This window comes from Parasediminibacterium sp. HNIBRBA5674 (assembly GCF_056745525.1).
The window spans coordinates 1-22,336 of sequence record NZ_JBQWIE010000009.1 but is presented as its reverse complement, the minus strand read 5'-3'; the positions used below and the strand labels follow the sequence as shown (position 1 = coordinate 22,336).

The window sequence follows — 22,336 nt, the reverse complement described above, 5'->3', positions numbered from 1 at the left end:
GAAGCATCTACACTTGTACGTTCTGTTCGCTGCGCAACTTTTATCTAAGCGAATAAATAAAGCCTGTTGACATCATTATTAGCTGTATAAAATCGCAACTATTATCTTCGCTGCATAAATGAATATGATAATGAAAGTTGGTATTTTAGGTGGTGGTCAGTTAGGTAGAATGTTATTACAAGCAGCAGCCAACTATCCTGTAGAAACGTATGTATTAGAAAACGATGCTAATGCACCCGCAGCGCATTTGTGCCATCATTTTACAAAAGGCAGCATTACAGATTTTGATACCGTGTACAATTTTGGTAAAGGCCTAGATGCTATAACCATTGAAATAGAAAACGTAAACGTTGAGGCACTTGAGGCACTTGAAAAAGAAGGTATTCGTGTATATCCAAAACCTTCGGCTTTACGTACTATCAAAAACAAAATCGTTCAAAAGCAATTTTATCAAACGCATCAAATACCTACATCTGAATTTGTAATCACACAAAATCAGCAAGACTTACAAAACCACATTAGCTTTTTACCAGCCGTACACAAGCTTGGTGAAGGCGGTTACGATGGCAAAGGCGTAGAAATTTTACGTGATGAAACAGCTATCAGCAAAGGCTTTAATGCGCCTTCTGTGCTTGAAAAAATGGTGAATATTCATAAAGAAATTGCACTGATTGTAGCCATGAACGAAAAAGGCGACACCGTTATTTATCCGCCTGCTGAAATGGTATTTGATACCAGATTAAACTTACTCGATTATCAAATTTCGCCTGTAAAACTTGCTGAAAAAGCACTTTGGAAAGCTGAAGCGATGGCGATAAAAATTGTGCAAGAACTAAAAAGTCCCGGGCTTTTTGCCGTTGAATTGTTTATTGATAGAGATGAGAATGTTTTAGTAAATGAAATAGCCCCTCGTGTACACAATAGCGGTCACCACACCATTGAAGCCAATTACAGCAGCCAATACGATATGCTTTGGCGTATTTTATTACAATATCCTTTAGGCAATACCGATGCTATTTTGCCATCAGCTATTGTGAATATTATTGGTGAACAAGGCTTTAGCGGCCCTGCCAAATATCAAGGCTTAGAAGAAGTATTGACCATGACTAACGTATTTGTACATCTATACGGTAAAGCTGAAACCAAACCGGGTAGAAAAATGGGGCACGTTACCATTATTAGCAGCGATTACCAAGATTTAACCTACAAAGCCAACAAAATCAAGCATTTGCTAAAAGTAGTGGCTTAACATTTTCAATATAGCCTTACTTACCTTTACAGGCTTTACAACACTTACACACAAACATTTATGGTTAAAGAATACGATTACATCATTGTACTTAAAAAGCCCGATTTTAAAGTAATAGACTGGATGAGCCAGTTTATGCTATTGCTATCGCTTGGTAGTTTTGCTTATGTGGCTTATGTATCATTATCGCAAGAAAATGCTTTATTAAAACCTAGTAGCGCTTGGCTATTGGTATTTATTTGTAGTCTCATCATCGTTTGGTGGACGTTTTGCGCTGGCCAAGTAAAACGTGGCATTACACCTTATTATCGCTTTGCAGTTATGTTTGCTGCATGGGGCTGGTTTGTGGTACCCAAAGGCAAGTTGGTAACACTTATTTACATTGTTGCTTGCTTTTTAGAAAAGCCAGTAAAAGTATCTCCCGAAGCGGCTTTTGATGGGGAAGAAATTGTATTTAACAGCTTTCCTAGAAAAACCATTTTGTGGCAAGATGTAAATAATGTGGTATTAAAAGACGGTTTATTGACCATCGATTTAAAAAATAACACACTCATTCAAAAACAGGTTAACGACCCAGTAGAAAAACAAGTTGAAGACGAGTTTAACCAATTTTGCAAAGAACAATTAGTCAAAGTAGTTTAGGCAGTTTCGAGTTTAATTAGTTTAGTAGTTTAACAAGTTAAGAGTTCTATGTTTTAGTTACTAATGACTACTGACAACTGACCTTTGACTATTCACTTTTCACCTTTCACAATTCACCACAAATGCTTACAGAATCACCATATATTTTATACTCAGACGGTCAGGGAAATATTTTTGAAGATACCAGTTTGTACGCTGTAGGGCGTGCTGGTTGGGATGCTTACCCTGTAGAAGTTGAAGATTGGATAGAACTACCTGAAGGTGGTAATTTATACGAGTTACCCGGCCGTAGAGGTATTGGTATTGATGTGCTTACAGGCGATATGCGCTTGTGCGAAAAAGGTTGGGCCGTTGCTGCCTTTATACCACCTGCACATACAGGTTTGTTTATAGCAGCTTACGAAACTTTGCCAGATGCACCTACCCTGCCCTTATTTTGCTACACGGCTGCGGCTTGGCACAACGATACTTTTTATGTAGCTGGTGTAAGAATTGAGGATGACATTAGACAAGAAGCTGCTGGCTACGATGAAGCTAAAATAGCCGCTGGTACACAGCAAATGTTGGCTGCTTACCCACATAACCGTTTGGTAAAGCATTTGATGGAAAACTGTTGCAATACTTACACATGCCCTGCTGCAAGAAATTTAAGCTTGGGCAGATGGGAATGTCCTGTACCTATGTCGCCGGCTTGTAACGCCAACTGTATTGGTTGTGTATCGTTTCAGCCGCAGGAAGAAACCATTACCTCGCCACAAGACAGATTAACATTTAAGCCTTCGGCAGAAGAAGTGGTTGAGTTTACCGTACCACACTTAATGAACGCACCTTATCCTTTAATTAGTTTTGGGCAAGGCTGTGAGGGCGAACCGCTGTTGATGTGGGAAACAATTCGTGAAGCCATCATTGAAATAAGAAAACATACCGATAAAGGCAGCATTAATATTAACACTAATGGTTCTAAACCCGATGCGGTAAAAGCCTTGTGTGAAGCAGGTTTAAACAGTATTCGTGTGAGTACAAACTCTGCCAGAAAGCATATTTACACACCGTATTATCGTCCTAATAATTACCAGTTTGAAGACATTGTTGAGAGCTTAAAAGTAATGCGTAGCTATGGTGGCTGGGCTAGCATTAATTTCTTTGTGTTTCCTGGTATGACAGATAGTGTAGAAGAATACGAAGCGCTGCGCAAATTGATTATTGACACCGATTTAAACATGATTCAGTGGCGTAATTTTAATATAGACCCTGACTGGTATTTAGGCCAAATAGGTATTACTGATACTAGCGAAATAATGGGTATAAAACAATTACAACAATTGATTAAAGAAGAATTTCCGCATGTAAAATATGGCTACTTCAACCCACCAATTGAGCGTATAAAAGGCGATTATAGCAAAGACTTTGCGCATTATTAAGATAGGAACGCTAATAGCACTAATTGAAACAGAAAAGCACAGATTGAAAGGTCTGTGCTTTTCTGTTTTATATTAGGGCAATAACTAAATTTTTTAGTGCCAAAATAATCCGTGCAAATCTGCTCAATCCGCCTAATCTGTGTTCCTATCTTTTCTCAGCCAATACTTTCAAATTATTCAAATTCTTTTCCATCATTGTACCCAATATTTTGTCATTCATAATAGAGGCAAAACGCTCCCAAGGGTACCATTTTAGCTGCTGCTGAAATTCCCATTGTACCACCGTTTGTATACGTGTACTATCGCCAAATACATTAATACTAGCTATTTGTTGGTTACCATTTCTACCTACCCAAACAGAAGTCACACTGCTATCACTCACTTTTGTAATGGTCACATCTGTTTTACCAAGTAAGGCTTTTGTAGGCGAACTAATCACAACCGATTGGTCGTTCATGCCTGCAACCCATTTTTTCCAGCCATTAATATCTTTTACCAGCAATAAAATACTGTCTTTAGGCGCAGTAATATCTACCGCTCTTGATACCAATACCTGCGAAGGAAACAATAAGCCCAAGGCTGTTACCAAAGCAAATAAAATCACTACACTAAAGCCTATCAATTTTATAAATCGCATGATTATTCCCATTTAAATACACGTAACACAATAACATAAATACCAACCGTCCACAAAGCCAATACACCAATATTTTGCCAGCTATCTATAATGCTTGCGCCTTCAAAAGATATTTTGCGCATTGCCAAATTAAAGTGCGTTAGTGGTAGTATTTTACAGCAGGTTTGCAACCATTGTGGAAATACCGATATAGAGAAGAAGGTACCAGATAATAACATTTGCGGTAAGCTAAAAATATTAATCACTAATGGTATCATGGTATCGTTTTTAACCACGCTAGAAATAATTAAACCCACACCCATTAGCAGCATTAATAGCAGAATGCTCAACGATACCATTTCTATAAAAGTAATAATACCATGAGCTAACGTAAACCCTAAAAAGAAATGCCCTACGCTTATTAGCACCAAAACATTGATTAACTGAAAGAAAATACGGCTAAACCCAATGCCTAATAAAATATTGAGACGATTAACAGGTGTGGCGTAAAAGCGTTTTAATACTAGCTGTTCACGCAAGTTGTAAAAGGTAAATGCAATACCAAACAAGGTTGAAAATAAGAGCGAGAAACCAATTTGCCCTGGCAATACAAAGTCTATTTGCTTGTATTCACGAACATTGTAAATCTCAGTTTTAATGGTTACAAATTGTGCCGTATTACCATTAAGTTTCTTTTCTAAACTGTTATCAATATTTTCTAGCAAAGGCTTTAACTGACTTAGTTCTGCCGCACTTGCTGAGGTAGATTTGATGTTTAGTGTAAAGGTTGGCGCAGGATTTTTAACTGCTGTATTATTTACAGCTAGTTGTTGTATATCAATCACCCCAACCAATTTGCCTTTCTCTAAATCGCTACGCATTAAAGCCGTATCGGCATAGCGCTGAAAGTTAATAAACGGTTGCTTATTTAATGCTTGAAACAGCACATTTGCTGTATCGCAATTAGGGGCTAGTGCTAGTTTAAATTTGGTGAGTCCACCACCACCAAAAGCACCGAAAATAAATACAAACACCAGCGGAAATACCAAGCTAAAAACAAGGGATTGCGGATTTTTAAGATTGGCTAAAAAACTAGCTTTGGTAATGGCACCAAGGGCTTTGCTTTGGCTATAGGCTTTGCTCATAATCAAATTGTTCGGGCAAATCTATTGATTATTTTTTCTTATGAAAACAACAATGTTAATGAGTTAACAACAATAAAATATTCATTTAAAAAATAGAAAAATAAAAAATGAGAAAAGTATATAAATGAAAGACAAATGTCGTATCTTTGAATGACAAATGTCCAAATATGGCGAAGTCAATACACTATAAAACATCAAAAATTACCGCAGCCAATATTGCAAAAGAACCAATGGTTGCCTACAAAGCCATGCCACCAATGCCACGCATGGTACAAGTAGCCACTTTTACATACAGTAAGTTCGAGAAAATAGCTGCTACAGTACCATTTACACAAAAGGAATGGGCCAATATATTGCATTTATCTGACAGAACACTACAACGATATGCATTAAATAATACCGCCTTTGAGGGTATTTATGTTGATAGAATTTTACATATACAACAATTGCTAGAGCTAGGGCTGAAAACCTTTGTTAGTGCCGATGCATTTTACAAATGGTTAAAAAAAGATAAAAATGTAATGGGACAATTAATTAATTTCCAGTCTTTATATACCACACAAGGTATTCAAGAAACCATTAACCAGGTAGGAAGAATTCTTTATAACGTGTATTCATGATTACTGTTTACAGATTTGCGCCAAAGCAATTTATTGATGATTTATCGGGAAAAGGTGCCATGCTTTTTGGTGGTAGATGGAATAGCATTGGCTTACCAGCTGTTTATACAAGCTATACTATTTCTTTGGCGTTGGTAGAATTGTTTATTCATAAAGAAACCTATCAAGATATTTTAGCTAATCAATTAATGGAAATAACGATTGATGATACAATTAGCAATACCATCAGAAATAAAAAATTAAAAAAGCATTGGCAGTTAGATGCTACATATTCTCAATTGATGGGTAATGATTTTCTAACCAATCGCAACAACCTTTGTTTGCAAGTACCATCTGCCATTATTGAAGAAGAAAATAACATTGTATTGAATCCACAGCACATTGATTTTTCAAAAAAAGTACGCATTAAAAAAGTGCGATCATTTAGTTTTGATAACCGATTATTTAAAACCGTATAATGCACAAAGCATATTTATTGTTGGGTACTAATTTAGGTAACAAACTTGCATTTTTACAACAAGCAAAACGTATCATCACCTCAAAGGTGGGTTTATTTTCAACTGAATCATCGGTTTATGAAACAGCCGCTTGGGGCCTTACAGAGCAACCATCTTTTTACAACCAAGTATTGGTAATAAAAACTTCGTTTGAGCCAGAAAACTTAATGCAACAATTGCTAGATATAGAAACACAACTTGGCAGAATTCGCACTATCAAGTTTGGCCCAAGAACCATAGATATAGACATTTTATTGATAGACGACTTGGTAAATAATTCTGCCATATTACAACTGCCCCACCCTGCCTTACCGCAGCGCAAGTTTGCACTCATGCCATTGGCAGAAGTAGCACCCAATTTATTTCACCCTGTTGAAAAAAAGACGATAAGCCAGCTATTACAGGCTTGTACAGACACCTTAGATGTGCAAAAAATTACGCCAACTGCTAGTTAATCGCAGCTAATTTTGGCGCTAGCATGAAGTATCATTTTATTACTGTTGAGGGAAATATTGGGGCGGGAAAAACGACGCTAACACACTTGTTAGCCAAGCATTTTAATGCAAGAATTGTATTGGAAGAATTTGCAGATAATCCTTTCTTAGCCAAGTTTTACGAGAATCCTCAGCAGTATGCTTTTCCTGTGGAGCTATTTTTTATGGCCGAGCGTTACAAGCAGTTAAAAGACATGCTACACACGAAAGATTTGTTTCAGAATATCACTATTTCAGACTACTTGTTTACCAAATGTTTGCTATTTGCTAAGGTAAATTTGCCCGAAGAAGAATTTAGATTGTACCAAAAATTCTACGACATCATTCATCAGCAAATGACTTTTCCTGATATTCTTATCTACCTACATGCACCTATAAAACGCTTACAAGCAAACATCAAAAAGCGCAACCGCAGCTACGAGCAAAGCATACCTGATGAGTACTTGTTTAACCTGCAAGAAACCTATACCAGCTATATCAAACAGCACAATATCAAAACCATTTTTATTGATGCGAGTAATGCCGATTTTTTAGATAATCCCAAGCACTTACAAGTAGTGCTTGATGCATTGTATAAAGACTATGACAGTGGTCAACATTATTTTACGCTGCCATAATTTTCTGTATAGTCTAAGGTGAATTTACATCAACTCTATTGATGGCAAGTAAACTGCCTTACATCAATAAAGTCAATTACAAGCACAATTCTTTTTCACGCATCTATTTTGCAATGTTTGTTCCTTTGTGGCTTCTCTCAACCTTTATTAGCGTTTAGTGTTATTACAAGCATTATGGTACAAGCGTATAATTTTTTGGCATCGTGGCAGTTGTTTCCTGAGAAGTGTGATTTTCAATTTGGTGTAGCACCTAAAAGTGGTAATTATAAAATAGATAGCGTAAATAATGGTAAGGAATTAAGCATTAGTACCAATTGGGTATCGGTAACGAATGATGCATTTTATGCACAATACAGCGTAAACCCCAATGGCGAAAAGCAACCTTTTGACAACCAAGATTTGGCTGATACGATTGTGGCTGATATTACCAATGCTTCTACCATAGAAACGCAGTTTTTTAAAGATGACAAACTGGTGCTGGCTGTAACCAACGAGATTTTGGCTAATGGCTACATGAAAGTAACGCACAAGGGTTTTGAAAATGGCGAACCATTTACCAATATTGAGATTTACCACAAGCAAATGAGTGTGTTGCCTTACGCATCGAGCGCTGGCAGTGTGGCTATACGACCTACCAAAGAAGGTGTGATTAAGCACAAGGCTTTGAGTGCGATGGAAGAGCAAACCAACATGCAGCTTGACCAAATAAAACAACAAATAGAACTACTAGCAAGGCAAGCACAGGAAATAAACAAACGCAAAGAACTAAGCTTGATGATATACGAAGCGATGCTACGTTTTAAACCACAAATTGGTCATGTGTACCACTTGTACGAGAAGAAAGATGGCACACATATGTTATCGCTGGTATCGCCAAAAGAATGGGGCGGTAACGGGCCATTTAAACAATTTTTAGCTTCGGTAAGGTTACTAGCTGACCATACTTGGGTTGAGGTAAACTAAACACAAACATCTTAAAATAGACATTGCCACAAGCATGCTCAGATATAGATAAAATCTTGTCTTGCGTACTTGTGGCAATAATATGTTGGGTAAAAGCTAACTAGCTTTCTATCAATCGTGACTTAGTAAGGTATTGCTTTACTGGGCTGTAAATAAATAAGCAACTACCATCTTTAATGGTATTGATGATGGCTTTATGTTCTTGCTGTGGTACTGCTGGGCAGCCCTCGCTTCTACCAATATAGCCTTGCGAATTAATTAAATCTTCTGTTACATAATCAGCACAATGCATAACGATACCTCTGTTTAAAGCATTATCGTTAATGCCTTTTTCCTCGCCTTCTAAGCGAAGTGATAAGCCATGTTTGCCAATGTATGTGTTGCTTGTAATGAAAAAGCCCAAGCTGCTTTTGTAGCTATTGGCTTTATTAGAAAACTGCGATGCGATGGCTTTACCTGAGTTTTTACCATGCGATACTAAGGTGTTAAATAATACTTCGCCCAATTTTAGATCGATAACAAATAATCTTTTTGCGGTAGAAGGCAAACTAAAATCGATGATGGTAAGGGTTTCATCATTTTTAATTTTACCAGCTTGTAAAAGTTTATTGTAGCCGGCCAAAGCATAATTGTATGCTTCTTTAGATAAGCCTTTGAGATTTAGCTGTAAACTATCGTACAAAAACCACTGAGCAGAATCGGGTTTAATGTGCGTAGCTGCGATTACTGTTGTATGGTTTTCGGTTGAAGAAATGGCTGTTCGATTGAAAGTAAATGCCATTATAAAAGCTAACAACCCCCATTTTGAAAAATCCTGTATCTGCATGTTCTTGATAACTTTAAGTAAACTATTGAGCCATAGGCAGACGATGTAGATATTGTTTTTTGAGTGACGAATATACCTAGCGAAAGCTAAGGAGATGCAATTAAACAGCCCAAAACTGAAATTTTAACAGTTATATCACACCGTACAAACTACCACCCTTTTCAAATAATCGATCTATTTTCTTCTCAATTTCAGGCACTTTTTCTACTGGTGGTGCGTGGTGTGGTTTTATTCTAGCATCAATGACTAGTGAACTTTTACAGCCCCAATGTTTGTTTTGTGTGAATGCGTTAATGCCATAAATATCGTGGCTAGGATTGCAACGTGTGTAAGCAACCCACAGGTAATTACCAATGCGTTCAGCTACAAAACTACTGTCATCGCAAATGATGATGAAAGGTGTTTGGGTGAGTTTTGAGTTGTAGGTTGTAAGTTGTTGGTTAAGTGCTTCCATTTCTTGGTGTGCAGCTTCGTAAGTGGTAAACTTTTTTGTTTGCAAAGCAATGACACCTGGCATAGCCAATTGTGGGTTCGCAAAACCTTGTAATTCTTTCAAACATTGCGGTATGTCTTTACATAATTCTCTTTGTTTTTCGCCGTAGGCTGCAAATACCACTTTACTACCAGTATTTAAACCTGTACCGCTGTAGTCAAGTGTGTCTATAGTGGTGTTTGTGTAAAAATGAACATCTCTTGTAAGGTCTATTCTTTCCAATAAATATTCCATAAAGTGTTGCACGTTATGGGTGGTTAGTTGGTTAGTATCATCGGCTGTGATGAATAAGAATTTAGCCAAACTCAATTGCCCTGTACCAAGCACATGATTGGCAATGGTCAATATTTCTGCAGGCTGTTTAGTAGGTGTGTAAGGTGTATAGCGTTCGCTACCAATGGCTAGTAACAAAGGATGTACACCTGCAGCATCAACCGCATGCACTTCTTTTAAACCGGGCACTTCTTGTGGTATAGCTGCGCCTGTTAGTTCATGGATTAATTCACCAAAACTGGTATCTTCTTGTGGTGGCCTACCCACAACAGTAAATGGCCAAATGGCATTTTTTCTTGCATACACTTTATGTACCCGCATTAAAGGAAAATCGTGCTGCAAAGAATAATAACCTAAGTGGTCACCAAAAGGGCCTTCAGGCTTATTCTCATTCGGATAAACTTCACCTGTAATTACAAAATCAGCATCGGTACTTACAGCAAATCCATCTTCATACGTATATCTAAATCGTCTACCGCCAATTACACCAGCAAAAGTCATTTCGCTAATACCTTCTGGTAAAGGCATTACAGCCGATAATGTATGCGATGGTGGGCCACCAACAAAACAGCTCACTTTTAGTGGCAAGCCTTTTTTATTAGCTTTTGTTTGATGCACACCAATACCACGGTGCAGTTGGTAATGCAAGCCAATTTCTTTGTTTAATTCGTAATCGTTACCAGTTATTTGTATGCGATACATACCAAGGTTTGATTGCATAATGCCTGGCTTATCGGCATCTTCAGTGTACACTTGTGGCAAGGTTACAAATGCACCACCATCCATTGGCCAATGGTGAATTAATGGTAAATCTGAAATGCTTATTTCTTGATAAAGTACGGGTTTGTTGATAGGATTTTTTAAGGGCAAAGCTTTTAGCGCAGCTAAGCCTGTGGCCATATTTGCCAATGGGTGCTTTAAGGCTTCCATTGGATTGCCTTTTAAATCGATGAGTTGCTGAACGAGTTTAAAAGTGTCTCTAAAAATGAATTTGCTTCTGTCTAGCGTACCGAAAATGTTAGAAGCAGCTCTAAACTTTGAGCCTTTTACATTTTCAAACAAAATAGCTGGCCCTTTTGCCTCGTACATACGTAGGTGAATTGCTGCCATTTCTAAATATGGGTCAACTTCTTCTTTAATACGAACGAGTTGGTTATTTTTTTCTAAATCAAGTAAGCAAGATTCTAGGGATGAATACGACATATAATACTAACAGCTTTTGAGACAAATAGTTGGGCATCAAAGCTAAGCTGCGTAGATTATAAAAGTTTATTGGGTAGAGATTAAAAATTTCCTAAGCAGGAAATTTTGGTTTGGTAAGCAGGGAATTTTCTAGGCTTTGCGCGAGGAATGGCAGTGAAATTGCTAAGACTCATCAAAGCCAAAACAATAAAAGAAATGAGATAAAGCCCACAGTGCAGCTTTGCTGCACGAGGACTTGCAACGAACAGCCCGACCTGCCACAAGCAGGGCGCGCCATAAATATCTTAGTTGGTAAATGGCTTGAAAGTAAACAAAGGCTTTTTGCACACTACATTTGCACCATGACGAAACTGAGTGTAAACATCAACAAATTTGCTACGATACGTAACAGTCGTGGTGGTAACAATCCTAATGTAAAGCAAGCTGCTATTGATGCACAGCGTTTTGGTGCAGATGGTGTAACAGTGCATCCTAGACCAGATGAAAGGCATATTACCTACCAAGATGTGTACGACATTATGCCAATCATTACTACAGAATTCAATATAGAAGGTAATCCTACAGAACAAAAATTTGTTGACCTAGTACTTGCTGTAAAACCGCACCAAGTAACCCTTGTGCCAGATGCTTTGGGGCAAATAACGAGCAATCATGGTTGGAACACAATTACACATAAAGACTATTTAATCAATATTGTTAGTGTGTTTAAAAATGCTGGCATCAGAGTATCCATTTTTGTAGACCCAATTATTGAAATGGTTGAAGGCGCTGCGCAAACTGGTACTGATAGAATAGAATTGTATACAGAAGGCTACGCAAAAGGTTTTGAAGAAGCAACAATAGATAATCGACAATCGGTAATAGCACCATATTTGGCAGCTGCACTAAAGGCAAAAGAATTAGGCTTGGGGTTAAATGCTGGCCATGATTTAGACTTACACAACCTTCAATATTTTGCAAAAACAATACCTTGGCTTGATGAGGTAAGCATTGGTCATGCGCTTGTATGTGACGCCTTGTACATAGGTTACGAAAATGCTGTACAGCAATATAAAAGACAATTAATTTAGAGAATTTTTATTTTTTACGTATAGAATAATTACATTTGTGGTATAAAAATAAATGTAATGGATGCAAAAATAACTTTAAGCTTTGATGAAGAAGTGATAGCAAAAGCAAAGCAATTTGCAGACAGCCACAACATAAGCCTATCTAGGCTTACAGAGTTTTTATACAGTAAGCTTACTAAAAATAATTACACATCGTTAGAAGATTTACCTGTTTCTGATTGGATAAATATTGCCGCTGAAGGGCCTGCTGAATATGTGGCACAACGCAAAAACAGCAAGAAATTAAAAGATGAATTTTATCAATCAAGAAAGTAAGCGATGAAGGTATTTCTTGATGCGAATATTTTAGTAACGGTTTTAAACAAAGAATATCCTGCATTTAGCTATGCAGTAAGAGTTTTAAGCCTAGCAGATCATCAAAAGTTTCAGCTATACACTTCACCTATTTGCTTTGCCATTGCATTTTATTTTTCGTGCAAAAAAAGTGGTGCTGTTTTGGCAAAAAAGAAATTAGCATTGTTAGCTAAAAAAATTCAAATAGCTGAAAACAAGCAAAGTGATGTATTGAAAGTATCGAATAATCAACAAATTCTTGATTTTGAGGATGGATTAGAATATTACGCAGCGCTAAATGCAAATTGCGGTTGCATCGTAACGCAAGATTTAAATGACTTTCATTTTTCAGAAATTCCAGTACTAAATGCTGAAGATTTTTTAAGGCAATATGCCATTTGATGGTCTAAAGTTATATTCAGCATCAAAAAACACCCAATTATTTTCCAATAACCATTACTTTTCGGTGTTTTAACAACCTTTAACGCTTTTTTAATGTTAGCGTTGTGTAATTTGCATAATCGAATAAGAATATGAGATTAACGTTTACTTCATTCATTGTTTTATTATCTGTAGTTTTTGGTAAAGCGCAAAGCCTTACAGGCATTTGGCGTGGCTATTTTATTCAAAAAGATTTTGATTTAGTGAAAGGCAGGCCTACTGAGGATAGATATAAAATCGAAATGCAAATCAATAACTTATCAAATAATAGTATCGACGGTGTAACTTACTCATATAAAACAGTTGTATTCTACGGAAAAGCATCTATCCAAGGCATTTACACAAAAAAGACGAAAAATATTATTGTAAAAGAAGTAAAACTATTGGAAGTAAAAACTACTGGTAATCTTTCCCCTTGTTTGATGACTTATTATTTAGACTACAAAAAAAATGGCAATAAAGAAACCCTGACTGGTGACTTTATAAGCGTAGGCGATAAAAATTCAGACTGCGGTTCTGGTACTGTTTTTTTAGAAAAAGTAACTACTACAGAATTTGAAAAAGAACCCTTTTTATTGAAGAAAAAAGAACTAGCAGCTTTAGGAAAAAATGCACCCGAAACGCCAGCAAAAAAGCCAATAACTAGTAACACACCAAGCAATACAAGCCCATCAAAAAAGCCTGTAACAGCACCTACAAAACCTACTACACCCAACCAAAAACCATTAACCAATAGCAGTGTTTCACCTAAAATAAAACCAGGTGCTGAAGGTTTTGTAATTACTAAAAATGATGCGCCAAAAGCGCCATCACCATCAAAACCTGCAACAGTAGATACAGTAGTAAAACCTAAAGCATTAGTGCCTACAATACCTCAGCCCAATAAAATAGCGCCTACTCTTAAAGTGCCTAAAGTATTGCTAGAAAGAGAGAATAATTTGCAAAAAACATTGATTGTAGACCAACAAGATGTGCAGATTGATTACTACGATAATGGTCAGGTAGACAATGATACGATTACTGTATACCATAATAATCAAGTATTAATAAACAGAGGTAGATTAGATACAAGGCCACTTACACTTACAGTTCATTTAGACGAGCAAAACCCCAAATACGAGCTTATTACAGTTGCTGAAAACTTAGGCGATACACCACCAAACACAGCATTGATGGTAATTACAGCAGGTAGAAAACGCTATGAAGTGTATATTACTTCAGACGATAAAAAGAATGCCAAGGTCGTTTTAGAGTATCAAGCACCACCCAAAAAGTAATTACAAAAGTGCTCTAATTGACGCTCTGCCTATATTGATAGTTCGTGTTTCACCGGGCTTTCTACCCTCGTAGCTAAAGCTTATCTCTAAGTTGTTTATCAAGCGTTTGGTAAACTCAATATTCCACAAGTAGTTTTTGCCCGGCAACAATCCATCTAGCATAATGTAACTTACAGTTGTGTTGGTAGCACCTGTATACGAGATGTTACTGTAGGTAAATTTGGCTGTTAGACTTGTGTTCTGTACAGCATTGTATTTGCCTTCTATATTGAGTGAATGTGTAACAGATTTTTCGCCGCCATACAAAATACTATTCGTTTTTTGAGCATATTGGTAGCTTGTTTGCACACGATACTTAGTGCCATTGATGTAAGTAAATTTTGGCTCACTACTCAATGTATTTAAAGCATAGTTTCTATTGTTAAAATTTGGTGTCAGCAAATTATTACTACCTACTTTTTGTAGTACTTCAAATGTGTAACTACGTTTAATATTTATCCTTCCTCTAAATGTCCATTCATTCAGTTGTCGGCTTTCAAAACCATAGGTTAAAAGGCTTTTAGAGAAATTAGATACATTGCTTACATCAACACCCCAGCTACTACTAAAGCGATTAAACGACAAGGTATTACTGATTACTTGCGACAAACTTATCAAAGCCGTATCAGCAATTTTTCCTGTAAATGGATTAAACTCAGGATTGCCTTGCGCTAATATTTTTTTACCAGTTTGCAAAGCAGATTGAGCACTAAACCTTGTAATGATATTTTTAAAACGCTTATTCTTAATACTATTTGCCAAAGCTCTTGGGCTAAGCAATAAGCTGTAATTGAACTGTGTATAATTGGCTTTTACAAACACATTTGTAGGCGTAAATACGCGTATAAACTTTGCTTGATCTTGAAATTGAGCTAGCTCAAATTCATTCAATTGTTGAATACCATCAGCATTATAATCGTTCCATGTGTATTGACCTCTGCCAGCTTGCACTTCTATGTAAGAGAAGTCTTTTTTCTGCTCTTGACCTGCACCTATTTCGTATAAAGCATTACCAGTTACAAAGCCGTTCCATTCGTTTATCACATATTCTACCCTACCAAGCAAGCTATTATCTGCTTTCAGATTGGTGATTTTTTCATTTACAACTTGCAATTGTCTGTAAGTAATATTACCTCTTACTTGATGCTTTTTTTTTTGCAAAAGTTCTACCAATAAATTGTAATTATGGCTTCTGTCGGTAGCTAATAAGGTTTGATTATAAGGCAATTTGTTGCTGCGTGTATTGTAAGAAATCGTCCAATGATTATCTTTTTGTTGATTACTTTTTACAAAAGCAGTAATGGTTTCAAAAGCAAAGCTTACCGCATTTACAGTGTCGGTAGTACTGCTCTTTTGCAAATTATGTTCTAACGCATAACCTACACCAATTTCAAAGTTTTTAAATTTTGGCAATAGTTTATTTACCGTAATACTTGGCCTTAAAAAAAAGCCTTTTGTAAGTATAGCATTATTATTTGTTAAGTTAAAACTACTGGTAATTTGCCAGCCTTTAATGTTATGCTGGTGTAATAATGATTGTCTAAAACCACTATAGCCATCACCTCTAAAATAGCCTGCCGCTGTGTATTGTAGCAAATTGCTACTATCATCTTTTATTTCTATTATAGCCGTTGGCAAACTTTCATAAGTAGCGTTATTGAGCAAATTCAAGCCCCAATCTCTAGTAAATTCTACGGTTCTTAATCGCTCTAGTGGTTTAAAATTCGCATCATTGTATTCATAACCAAGCTTGGTATTTAGCTGTACTTTTTTATTGATAAAATACCATAAACCTTTTCGCTCTAGTTGAAACTTTGTAGCATAGCCAGTATTATTAGTTTTATCTTTTTGCGAATAGGTATTCACATCGTAATTACTTAAAGCCATATCAGTTTTTAAAACCGTTTTATCATTCAATTGATACTGCGTAGTCAGGTTGACTAACTGTTGTTTTTTAGGCGTTACCAAAAAAGTTGCTGGCTCATAATTACCTTGTGGCACGCCATTAATTGGTGCTATGTATTGATACACTTTGCCATTTACACTATTTAGCAACGGTATATAATTACCTTTATTTACCCCAACTTCTACAAAGTTTAAACTGTACTTAGCACTGTCTTTGCTGGTAGAATAATAATAGATAGAATCGTTGCTATTACTGAGTTTTATGCGTGCATACAGAATTTTAGAAGCAGAAAAAGTATCGATACCAGCGACAGGATAAAACGCATTTTGTATACTATCACCAAGGTTGGCTAAAAACTGTTTTTGTTTATTATCAAGCGTTTGATTTATGGGCGAACTTTTAGCATCGCTATTGCTATACACACCAATATTTACCTTCAGCTTTTTACGCCATTCAAATTCATCATTTGCGTAAACAAGCGAGTTTAAATAATTTCTATCAGCATACTCAAACTCAATCTGAATACGCTTGTCTTTAGTAATCATTCGCTTGGGCGTAAACGTTATTTCTGCGGTATTGTAATTAATAATATAATCTTGATCTTCACCACGTTGCATTAATTCCCCATCAATAAATATGCGCTCTGTATTTGCCAAAACCACAAAATACAATTCGTTATTAGCGCCTGTAAGCCTGTATGGGCCTTGGTTACCTTCTTGCCCTTGAAAAACATTACGTGTAAACTTACCTTTCGCAATAGCGCCACTTACTAGCAACTTGTTAGTGCCTTGCTTGCCTATTTTATTGGCTTGCGCAAATGATACACCTTGTAAGCGTTTGTAAAAATTAAGGTAATAAGCATTCGTTTGTCTAATGTCAATATCGCCCAAATTTAATTCCCAATCACGTTTTTTAAATTGCAGCAAAATGCGGTCAAACTCATTGAGTTGCTGCGTTGTACCATCAGGTTGAATAGGAATATTATTATCAGTTATGGCTGCTGCAATTTGTATACTATCGCCTATAAAGCCACTGATTTGCAAGTTCAATTGTGAGTTAAAAACAGCGTCTTGATTATTACCAAAACTTAAATTTCTACCAAAACTACCGTTGTAGTTTATAGTACCAAAATCAAACAAACCATTACCATTTTTCTGCTGATTATTTCTATTAAAAACAAAAGGTTGTGGCGCTAAAAAATTATTTTTTACACTATCGTAATTGAATCTACTTGCGGTACTATTAAATGCAAAAGATAAAGTTCTATAAGTAATGGTGACGCTATCAACTGCTAGGTTTTTGCGCCATACCAGTTCACCTTTTGATGGGTTTAGTGTATAAAAAGAAGTGTCTACGTTATTGATGCTAACAGAATTAGGTACAATGGTTTTGCTATCAATTGTAACCACGCCTTTAGCTGCAATTTTTTTAGTGGTAAGGTTTGATAATTGGGCCTGAACATTTACCCAAACACAACAACCTAGCAATATGGTGATAGCTTTGCGCAGAAATACTCAATTTTATGCAATGATAACGATAGACTTACGATAAGATTGAGTATTTGAACAGAATGATGCATGAAATAAAGAATACTACACTGTTGTTGCTGCAGCTTCCTTTGCCAAATCTTCTGGCATCACATCACCTTGCGATTGAAACACTTTCTTAATAATTACAGGATTTCTTGTAGTGATGGCATCAATGTTTAAGCTATTATATTCAGTAGTTGCGTCAGAAAATATTTTATTAGCCGTGTTAATGTTGAGGTTTCGTCTAATGTCAATTAAAATATCATATTCAGTTTTTGGCAGCAATAATTTCATGATGGAAGGAATGAGTTCAAACAGCAAAAACAAGAATGTTATGCCCAAACTCATCGTGCTAGCAGCACCTGTTTTGTCAGTGGCTTTTACTTCCTGCAAGGCTGTGTATTTAGATAACAAATCGTACGAATGACCAATTCTATCCACCTTTACCGTAGAATCTGTTTGCGATTGTAGCCCTGCAATTTGCTGCTGTATTTTTACCAATTCACTATCAGTTCTATTGATTAACATATCAGCTTCTTCCTTATTGCTTTTGGCAGAATTATAGGCATTGCCTTTGCCTGCTGGTCGTTGTTTACCATCTCGTAAAGTGCCCACCACTTCTATATCCATAATATTGCCCCAATTGGTACGGTCTCTTAATGCAGCATTTTTTATTTTCTGTAAAGTATCTCTGCGACTTTCAAAAGGCACCATTTTTTGGTGTACTTTATCGGCTAATTGCTGATTTTCAACACGCATATTTTCTACCAATCGCTTGGTAATTCTAGCGTCAAATAATTGTAATTCTATTGGTACAGAAATTACCAAACTGATGATGATGGCCAAAGGAATTCTCAGCACAACAGCCCATTTGGTTGAAGCTGCCACAATTTCTCTATCAATAGCCATAATTAGAGTTGCATACACCAAACCAATAATGCCAGAAAACAACCAACCAACAAATGCCATTTGCGGTTTGCCAGTTATGGCATCGGCAGTAATAAACATATTTGATACTGCCAAACTACCCGAGATAAAAGCCAAAACGCCTGTAAGCAATACAAAAAAGCCTAATGATGCTTGAATATTTTTGGTGGCTTCGCTGCATTTTTCAATAACAGAACTATCGGTTTTTGATAGGAATAATAAGAATTTGCGCATAAAAAAGGGGGTTGGCGGTGTAAACTATTACAAATCTATCCTTTTATATGGTACTATGTTAAATAAAGTATCTGCTTATACACAAAATAAGTTTTACTTAACAAAAAAGCCACTACCAAATGGTAGCAGCCTGTGTTGTTTTGGTTGATATATAAGGTTTAATTAAAGGTTCTAATCATCACATTTGGGCCACTTGCAGTTTTACCAGCTTTATTTAAACTAAAGGTAAAACTGAGTAAAAAATACTGTTGTAGCACATTGTAGCTTACATCTTCAATATAATTCAAGTTGGCATTTCTATTGATACCTAGGTTTTTATTGAGCAAATCAAGAGCACTTAGTTTCAATTCTGCTCGTTTATTTTTTAGAAAGCTTTTTGCTACTGAGGCATTCCATAAAGGCACTTTATTGTTAAACCCATCTGCCCTACCGCTATTGATGGTATAGCTGAAATTATTGGTAACAATAAAACCTGCTGGTAAATAATTGGTCATTTCGTAGCCATACACTTGTTGCAAGAAATTATTGCTTAACTGTGGTTGCAACGAGTTTTTAGAACTACTAAAGTTCAATCTACCACTTGCTCTTATATCTATTTTGTTGTCTAGGCTAAAATTGTAGTTAATACTTGGGCCAATAGTACTGTAATCAATGGTATTTTTTACCCCATTTACAAAGCCAATATTGCGACTGATATTGCTACTTAAACCAAGTTCTACCCTACTTTTTAGCTTCTTAATACCAAAGCCATAGTTTACATTACCAACAAGAAAATAGTTACCATTCACGTTGGTTGGTCTTGAAACTCTTGCACCGTTGCTATAAATACTATCTGCATATACAATGGCATTATTGGTAACATTGCCACTTATAAAAGCAAACAAATTGCGTTGCTTGTAAATATTGGTGCTGAAGTAATTCAGCGTTATTGACTGCTGATAACTACGTTTTAAATCAGCTTTACCATACACAATATTTAGCGGGTCGCTTATATCTGCAATAGGCTGTAACTGTGTAGTGGTTGGCTGTTGCGTACTTGTGGTATAGTTAATACCAAGGCTACTACTTTGGTTAGGCTTAAATTGAATATTGGCCGAAGGCAACACGTCGGTAAACGATTGCTTGATACTGCTATTTTTTGAATTGTTGTTACTAGTTAATGTAGCTGCTTGTACCGATGCACCTGCACTGTAGGTAAACTTGGGCAAATTGGTTCTTACATTAAACGTACCACCTGCATAGGTATAATTATTACTAAAATCATTTGTCAGGTTGGTATTTACAGCATCAAACTTGCCTGAAAGACCATTAAAATCAAGGGTTTTACGGTTGCTTTCACCTGAGCTAGTGTTGTAAAAGCCACTAAATTCTAACAACGATTTTTTACCCAATGGCTCGGTATAAGTCACCAAACTACCAAAGCTTCTACTAATAGCATCACGACTATTTTGTTGGTAAATAATCGAGTCTTTGCCATTAGTACCATTGGTGTAAAAGGTATTTTTAGTGTATTGGTCACCAGTTGAGCTACTGTTATTGTAAGCATTGGTAATGGTGGCAGAAAGGGTTCTTCCTTTTCTAGCAAAGCGTCTTCTAAACAAAGCCGTATTATTAAAATTCACCGCATTCGCATTGCTATTGGTATTGGTAATGCCTTCATTCAATTTGGTATTGTTGCTATTTACTGTGGCATAGCCAGTACTTGTGTTATTGTTATTCTTTTGAAAGGTTAATTGTGGTGTAATTTTAAGCGAAGTAAACGTGTCTATTTTTTGGTCTAATACAAAGTTTAAACGCTGCTGCTGATTATGTTTCAGGGCGTTACTTGTGCCATTATAAAAGTTACTCGTACCATCTTGCAAAAAGCTTTGCCTGCTAGTATTACGCTGTGTATTTAATCTTATATCGCTTAGCAGCACATTGCTATTAAGGTCAGTTTTTTTATTAAAATAGTTGTTGTAATTAATGCCGCCAGCATAGGTTTCTGCTACGCCTTGTTGGTTTTGCCCAAGGCCAGTTATAGGCAAGCCATTATCGTTACTGCCATCATTTACCCTAATAGTTACGCCACCACCATTGCGCATACCTCTGCTCAATTCACCAGTAAAATTCAATACATCGCTTATGCTAAAACCTTGCTTATTGGTATTGTTACCCATACCTATCAAGCTCATCTGTTTATCGCCATTAAAGCGGTTAATATTAGCCTGACTTTCAAATCTATCATTACCATTTGCGCCAGCCATTACTCTACCAAATGTGGCATTCTTTCTATCTTTTTTCAGCTTTAGGTTAATGGCTTTTTCGCTATTACCATCATCTATGCCTGTAAACTGTGCACGGTCGCTTTTTCTATCAAATACTTGTACTTTATCTATTGCCGAAGCATCTAAATTTTGCGTAGCTATTTTAGGGTCACCTGTAAAAAACTCTTTACCATCTACCAATACACGTCTTACTGTTTGGCCATTTACTTTCACCGTACCATCGGCTTCAATCACCACACCAGGTAGCTTTTTCAGTAAATCTTCCACCACAGCATTGGGTGCAGTTTTAAAGTTTTCGGTGTTAAATTCAAGTGTATCGTTGTTAATGGTTACAGGTGGTCTTTTGGTATTTACGGTTATATCGGCCAGCTTTTTTACGTCCGTTAATGCAATATTACCAAGGTCGGTAGTTTGGTTGTCTTTTACGGTAAATGGCTGCCACACGGTAGCAAAACCCACATACGATGCTGATAAAATAAAATTGCCTTTCCCTAATTGCGCTATGGTAAACTTACCCGTAGAATCGGCTCTTGTAAAGCTTACCAATGTAGAGTCAGTCGCTTTTACAACCGATACCGTGGCATAAGGCAAGCCCTTATTAAAAGCCGTATCGTACACACGACCTTTTACCGCCGTTGGTTGATTTTGACATCTTGCAAATACAGCAAGCAATACACTCAGAATGACTAAAATTGGCTTCATAACAGCGATAGTTTTTTTGATTGGCCAAAACTAAAAGCTGCCCAAAGCAATAGCAGTTAATAAACTTAGCTATAACGTTAATGAAGGTTAATAAATATTGGTGGTGTCATGCTGACGAAGGAAGCATCTGCTGAAATGCAAGATAGATAGCCGACAATCCGCAATTTAATAGGTATTTTTTTGGTTACCAACTGCATTACTACTATGATACTTTTGTGCAGCCTGTGCTGAGTTTGCGAAGCATCTACACTTGTACGTTCTGTTCGCTATGCAGCTTTTATGGTAGCGTAGGTTTTCACGCAACGAAACAAAGAAGGCAAAGGGCGCAACGGGTTTTGGTGTATGCTCAGTCGTGTTTTGTGTCTTTACGAAACTCAAATAAAAATGGTACTTGAGGACACGTACTAAGGCGAAGGTTCATACTCAAACGTGTTTCATGTCTTCACGAAACAAAAATAAAAATGGTACGTGAGGACACCATAGGTGTACGAAAGATATTTATGAGGTGTTACACAATAAAACTTCATTTAGTTTTTCAGGATTTCCACCACA

General features: G+C 36.6%; 19 protein-coding genes. 12 read left to right on the top strand and 7 right to left on the bottom strand.

All coding sequences use genetic code 11. From position 1 onward, the window contains the following. Nucleotides 1-130 precede the first annotated feature (130 nt). From ACT9TX_RS06290 to ACT9TX_RS06280, 3 genes are all read left to right on the top strand, one after another. Entirely contained in the window at nucleotides 131-1,249 is a 1,119-nt protein-coding gene (locus ACT9TX_RS06290) for a 5-(carboxyamino)imidazole ribonucleotide synthase (RefSeq protein WP_481337397.1), read from the top strand. A gap of 60 nt (nucleotides 1,250-1,309) precedes the next feature. Further along, nucleotides 1,310-1,891 carry a hypothetical protein gene (locus ACT9TX_RS06285; RefSeq protein ID WP_481337396.1) on the top strand — a complete coding sequence of 194 codons (582 nt, stop codon included), beginning with the start codon at nucleotides 1,310-1,312 and terminating at the stop codon, nucleotides 1,889-1,891. A gap of 122 nt (nucleotides 1,892-2,013) precedes the next feature. Continuing rightward, nucleotides 2,014-3,312, top strand: coding sequence for a radical SAM family protein (locus ACT9TX_RS06280; protein WP_481337395.1), 1,299 nt, complete (start codon nucleotides 2,014-2,016; stop codon nucleotides 3,310-3,312). Between the two features lie 145 nt (nucleotides 3,313-3,457). Here ACT9TX_RS06280 and ACT9TX_RS06275 read toward each other — a convergent pair whose 3' ends face one another. Further along, complete coding sequence (locus tag ACT9TX_RS06275; protein ID WP_481337394.1) at nucleotides 3,458-3,949, bottom strand: SRPBCC family protein; 492 nt, start codon at nucleotides 3,947-3,949, stop codon at nucleotides 3,458-3,460. Between the two features lie 2 nt (nucleotides 3,950-3,951). Next, nucleotides 3,952-5,073: an ABC transporter permease gene (locus ACT9TX_RS06270; protein ID WP_481337393.1), complete on the bottom strand. Its 1,122-nt coding sequence runs from the start codon at nucleotides 5,071-5,073 to the stop codon at nucleotides 3,952-3,954. 167 nt (nucleotides 5,074-5,240) lie between these two features. Between ACT9TX_RS06270 and ACT9TX_RS06265 the strand changes: the two genes are divergently transcribed. The 5 genes from ACT9TX_RS06265 to ACT9TX_RS06245 all read left to right on the top strand — a co-directional run bounded on the left by ACT9TX_RS06265 (nucleotide 5,241) and on the right by ACT9TX_RS06245 (nucleotide 8,264). Further along, nucleotides 5,241-5,693 carry a hypothetical protein gene (locus tag ACT9TX_RS06265; protein ID WP_481337392.1) on the top strand — a complete coding sequence of 151 codons (453 nt, stop codon included), beginning with the start codon at nucleotides 5,241-5,243 and terminating at the stop codon, nucleotides 5,691-5,693. After that, nucleotides 5,690-6,151, top strand: a complete 462-nt coding sequence (locus tag ACT9TX_RS06260; protein ID WP_481337391.1) for an RES family NAD+ phosphorylase — start codon at nucleotides 5,690-5,692, stop codon at nucleotides 6,149-6,151. The genes ACT9TX_RS06265 and ACT9TX_RS06260 overlap by 4 nt, the downstream gene beginning before the upstream one ends. Beyond that, complete coding sequence (folK, locus tag ACT9TX_RS06255; RefSeq protein ID WP_481337390.1) at nucleotides 6,151-6,645, top strand: 2-amino-4-hydroxy-6-hydroxymethyldihydropteridine diphosphokinase; 495 nt, start codon at nucleotides 6,151-6,153, stop codon at nucleotides 6,643-6,645. Before ACT9TX_RS06260 ends, folK begins: the two co-directional genes overlap by 1 nt. 23 nt (nucleotides 6,646-6,668) lie before the next feature. After that, nucleotides 6,669-7,301 carry a deoxynucleoside kinase gene (locus tag ACT9TX_RS06250; protein WP_481337389.1) on the top strand — a complete coding sequence of 211 codons (633 nt, stop codon included), beginning with the start codon at nucleotides 6,669-6,671 and terminating at the stop codon, nucleotides 7,299-7,301. Between the two features lie 174 nt (nucleotides 7,302-7,475). Then, nucleotides 7,476-8,264 carry a DUF2452 domain-containing protein gene (locus tag ACT9TX_RS06245; RefSeq protein ID WP_481337388.1) on the top strand — a complete coding sequence of 263 codons (789 nt, stop codon included), beginning with the start codon at nucleotides 7,476-7,478 and terminating at the stop codon, nucleotides 8,262-8,264. A 100-nt stretch (nucleotides 8,265-8,364) separates the two neighbouring features. Here the strand turns inward: ACT9TX_RS06245 and ACT9TX_RS06240 are convergent, their stop codons facing one another. Then, nucleotides 8,365-9,045 (bottom strand): murein L,D-transpeptidase catalytic domain family protein, encoded by a 681-nt coding sequence (locus ACT9TX_RS06240; RefSeq protein ID WP_481337387.1) that lies wholly within the window; start codon nucleotides 9,043-9,045, stop codon nucleotides 8,365-8,367. Nucleotides 9,046-9,220: 175 nt separating this feature from the next. Further along, nucleotides 9,221-11,059: a UbiD family decarboxylase gene (locus ACT9TX_RS06235; RefSeq protein WP_481337386.1), complete on the bottom strand. Its 1,839-nt coding sequence runs from the start codon at nucleotides 11,057-11,059 to the stop codon at nucleotides 9,221-9,223. A gap of 341 nt (nucleotides 11,060-11,400) precedes the next feature. On the opposite strand from ACT9TX_RS06235, the gene ACT9TX_RS06230 reads away from it, so the two are divergent. The 4 genes from ACT9TX_RS06230 to ACT9TX_RS06215 all read left to right on the top strand — a co-directional run bounded on the left by ACT9TX_RS06230 (nucleotide 11,401) and on the right by ACT9TX_RS06215 (nucleotide 14,180). Then, nucleotides 11,401-12,129 carry a pyridoxine 5'-phosphate synthase gene (locus ACT9TX_RS06230; RefSeq protein WP_481337385.1) on the top strand — a complete coding sequence of 243 codons (729 nt, stop codon included), beginning with the start codon at nucleotides 11,401-11,403 and terminating at the stop codon, nucleotides 12,127-12,129. A 57-nt stretch (nucleotides 12,130-12,186) separates the two neighbouring features. After that, nucleotides 12,187-12,444, top strand: coding sequence for a DUF6364 family protein (locus ACT9TX_RS06225; protein WP_481337384.1), 258 nt, complete (start codon nucleotides 12,187-12,189; stop codon nucleotides 12,442-12,444). Nucleotides 12,445-12,447: 3 nt separating this feature from the next. Continuing rightward, nucleotides 12,448-12,864: a type II toxin-antitoxin system VapC family toxin gene (locus ACT9TX_RS06220; RefSeq protein ID WP_481337383.1), complete on the top strand. Its 417-nt coding sequence runs from the start codon at nucleotides 12,448-12,450 to the stop codon at nucleotides 12,862-12,864. Nucleotides 12,865-12,995: 131 nt separating this feature from the next. Next, complete coding sequence (locus ACT9TX_RS06215) at nucleotides 12,996-14,180, top strand: hypothetical protein (protein WP_481337382.1); 1,185 nt, start codon at nucleotides 12,996-12,998, stop codon at nucleotides 14,178-14,180. On the opposite strand, the gene ACT9TX_RS06210 is transcribed toward ACT9TX_RS06215, so the two are convergent. The 3 genes from ACT9TX_RS06210 to ACT9TX_RS06200 all read right to left on the bottom strand — a co-directional run bounded on the left by ACT9TX_RS06210 (nucleotide 14,181) and on the right by ACT9TX_RS06200 (nucleotide 21,784). Next, a complete protein-coding gene (locus ACT9TX_RS06210) occupies nucleotides 14,181-17,534 on the bottom strand; it encodes a hypothetical protein (protein ID WP_481337381.1) in 3,354 nt (1,117 codons plus the stop codon). A 183-nt stretch (nucleotides 17,535-17,717) separates the two neighbouring features. Continuing rightward, nucleotides 17,718-18,815 carry a DUF4407 domain-containing protein gene (locus tag ACT9TX_RS06205; RefSeq protein WP_481337380.1) on the bottom strand — a complete coding sequence of 366 codons (1,098 nt, stop codon included), beginning with the start codon at nucleotides 18,813-18,815 and terminating at the stop codon, nucleotides 17,718-17,720. Nucleotides 18,816-18,973: 158 nt separating this feature from the next. Beyond that, nucleotides 18,974-21,784 carry an outer membrane beta-barrel protein gene (locus tag ACT9TX_RS06200; RefSeq protein WP_481337379.1) on the bottom strand — a complete coding sequence of 937 codons (2,811 nt, stop codon included), beginning with the start codon at nucleotides 21,782-21,784 and terminating at the stop codon, nucleotides 18,974-18,976. Nucleotides 21,785-22,336: the final 552 nt, after the last annotated feature.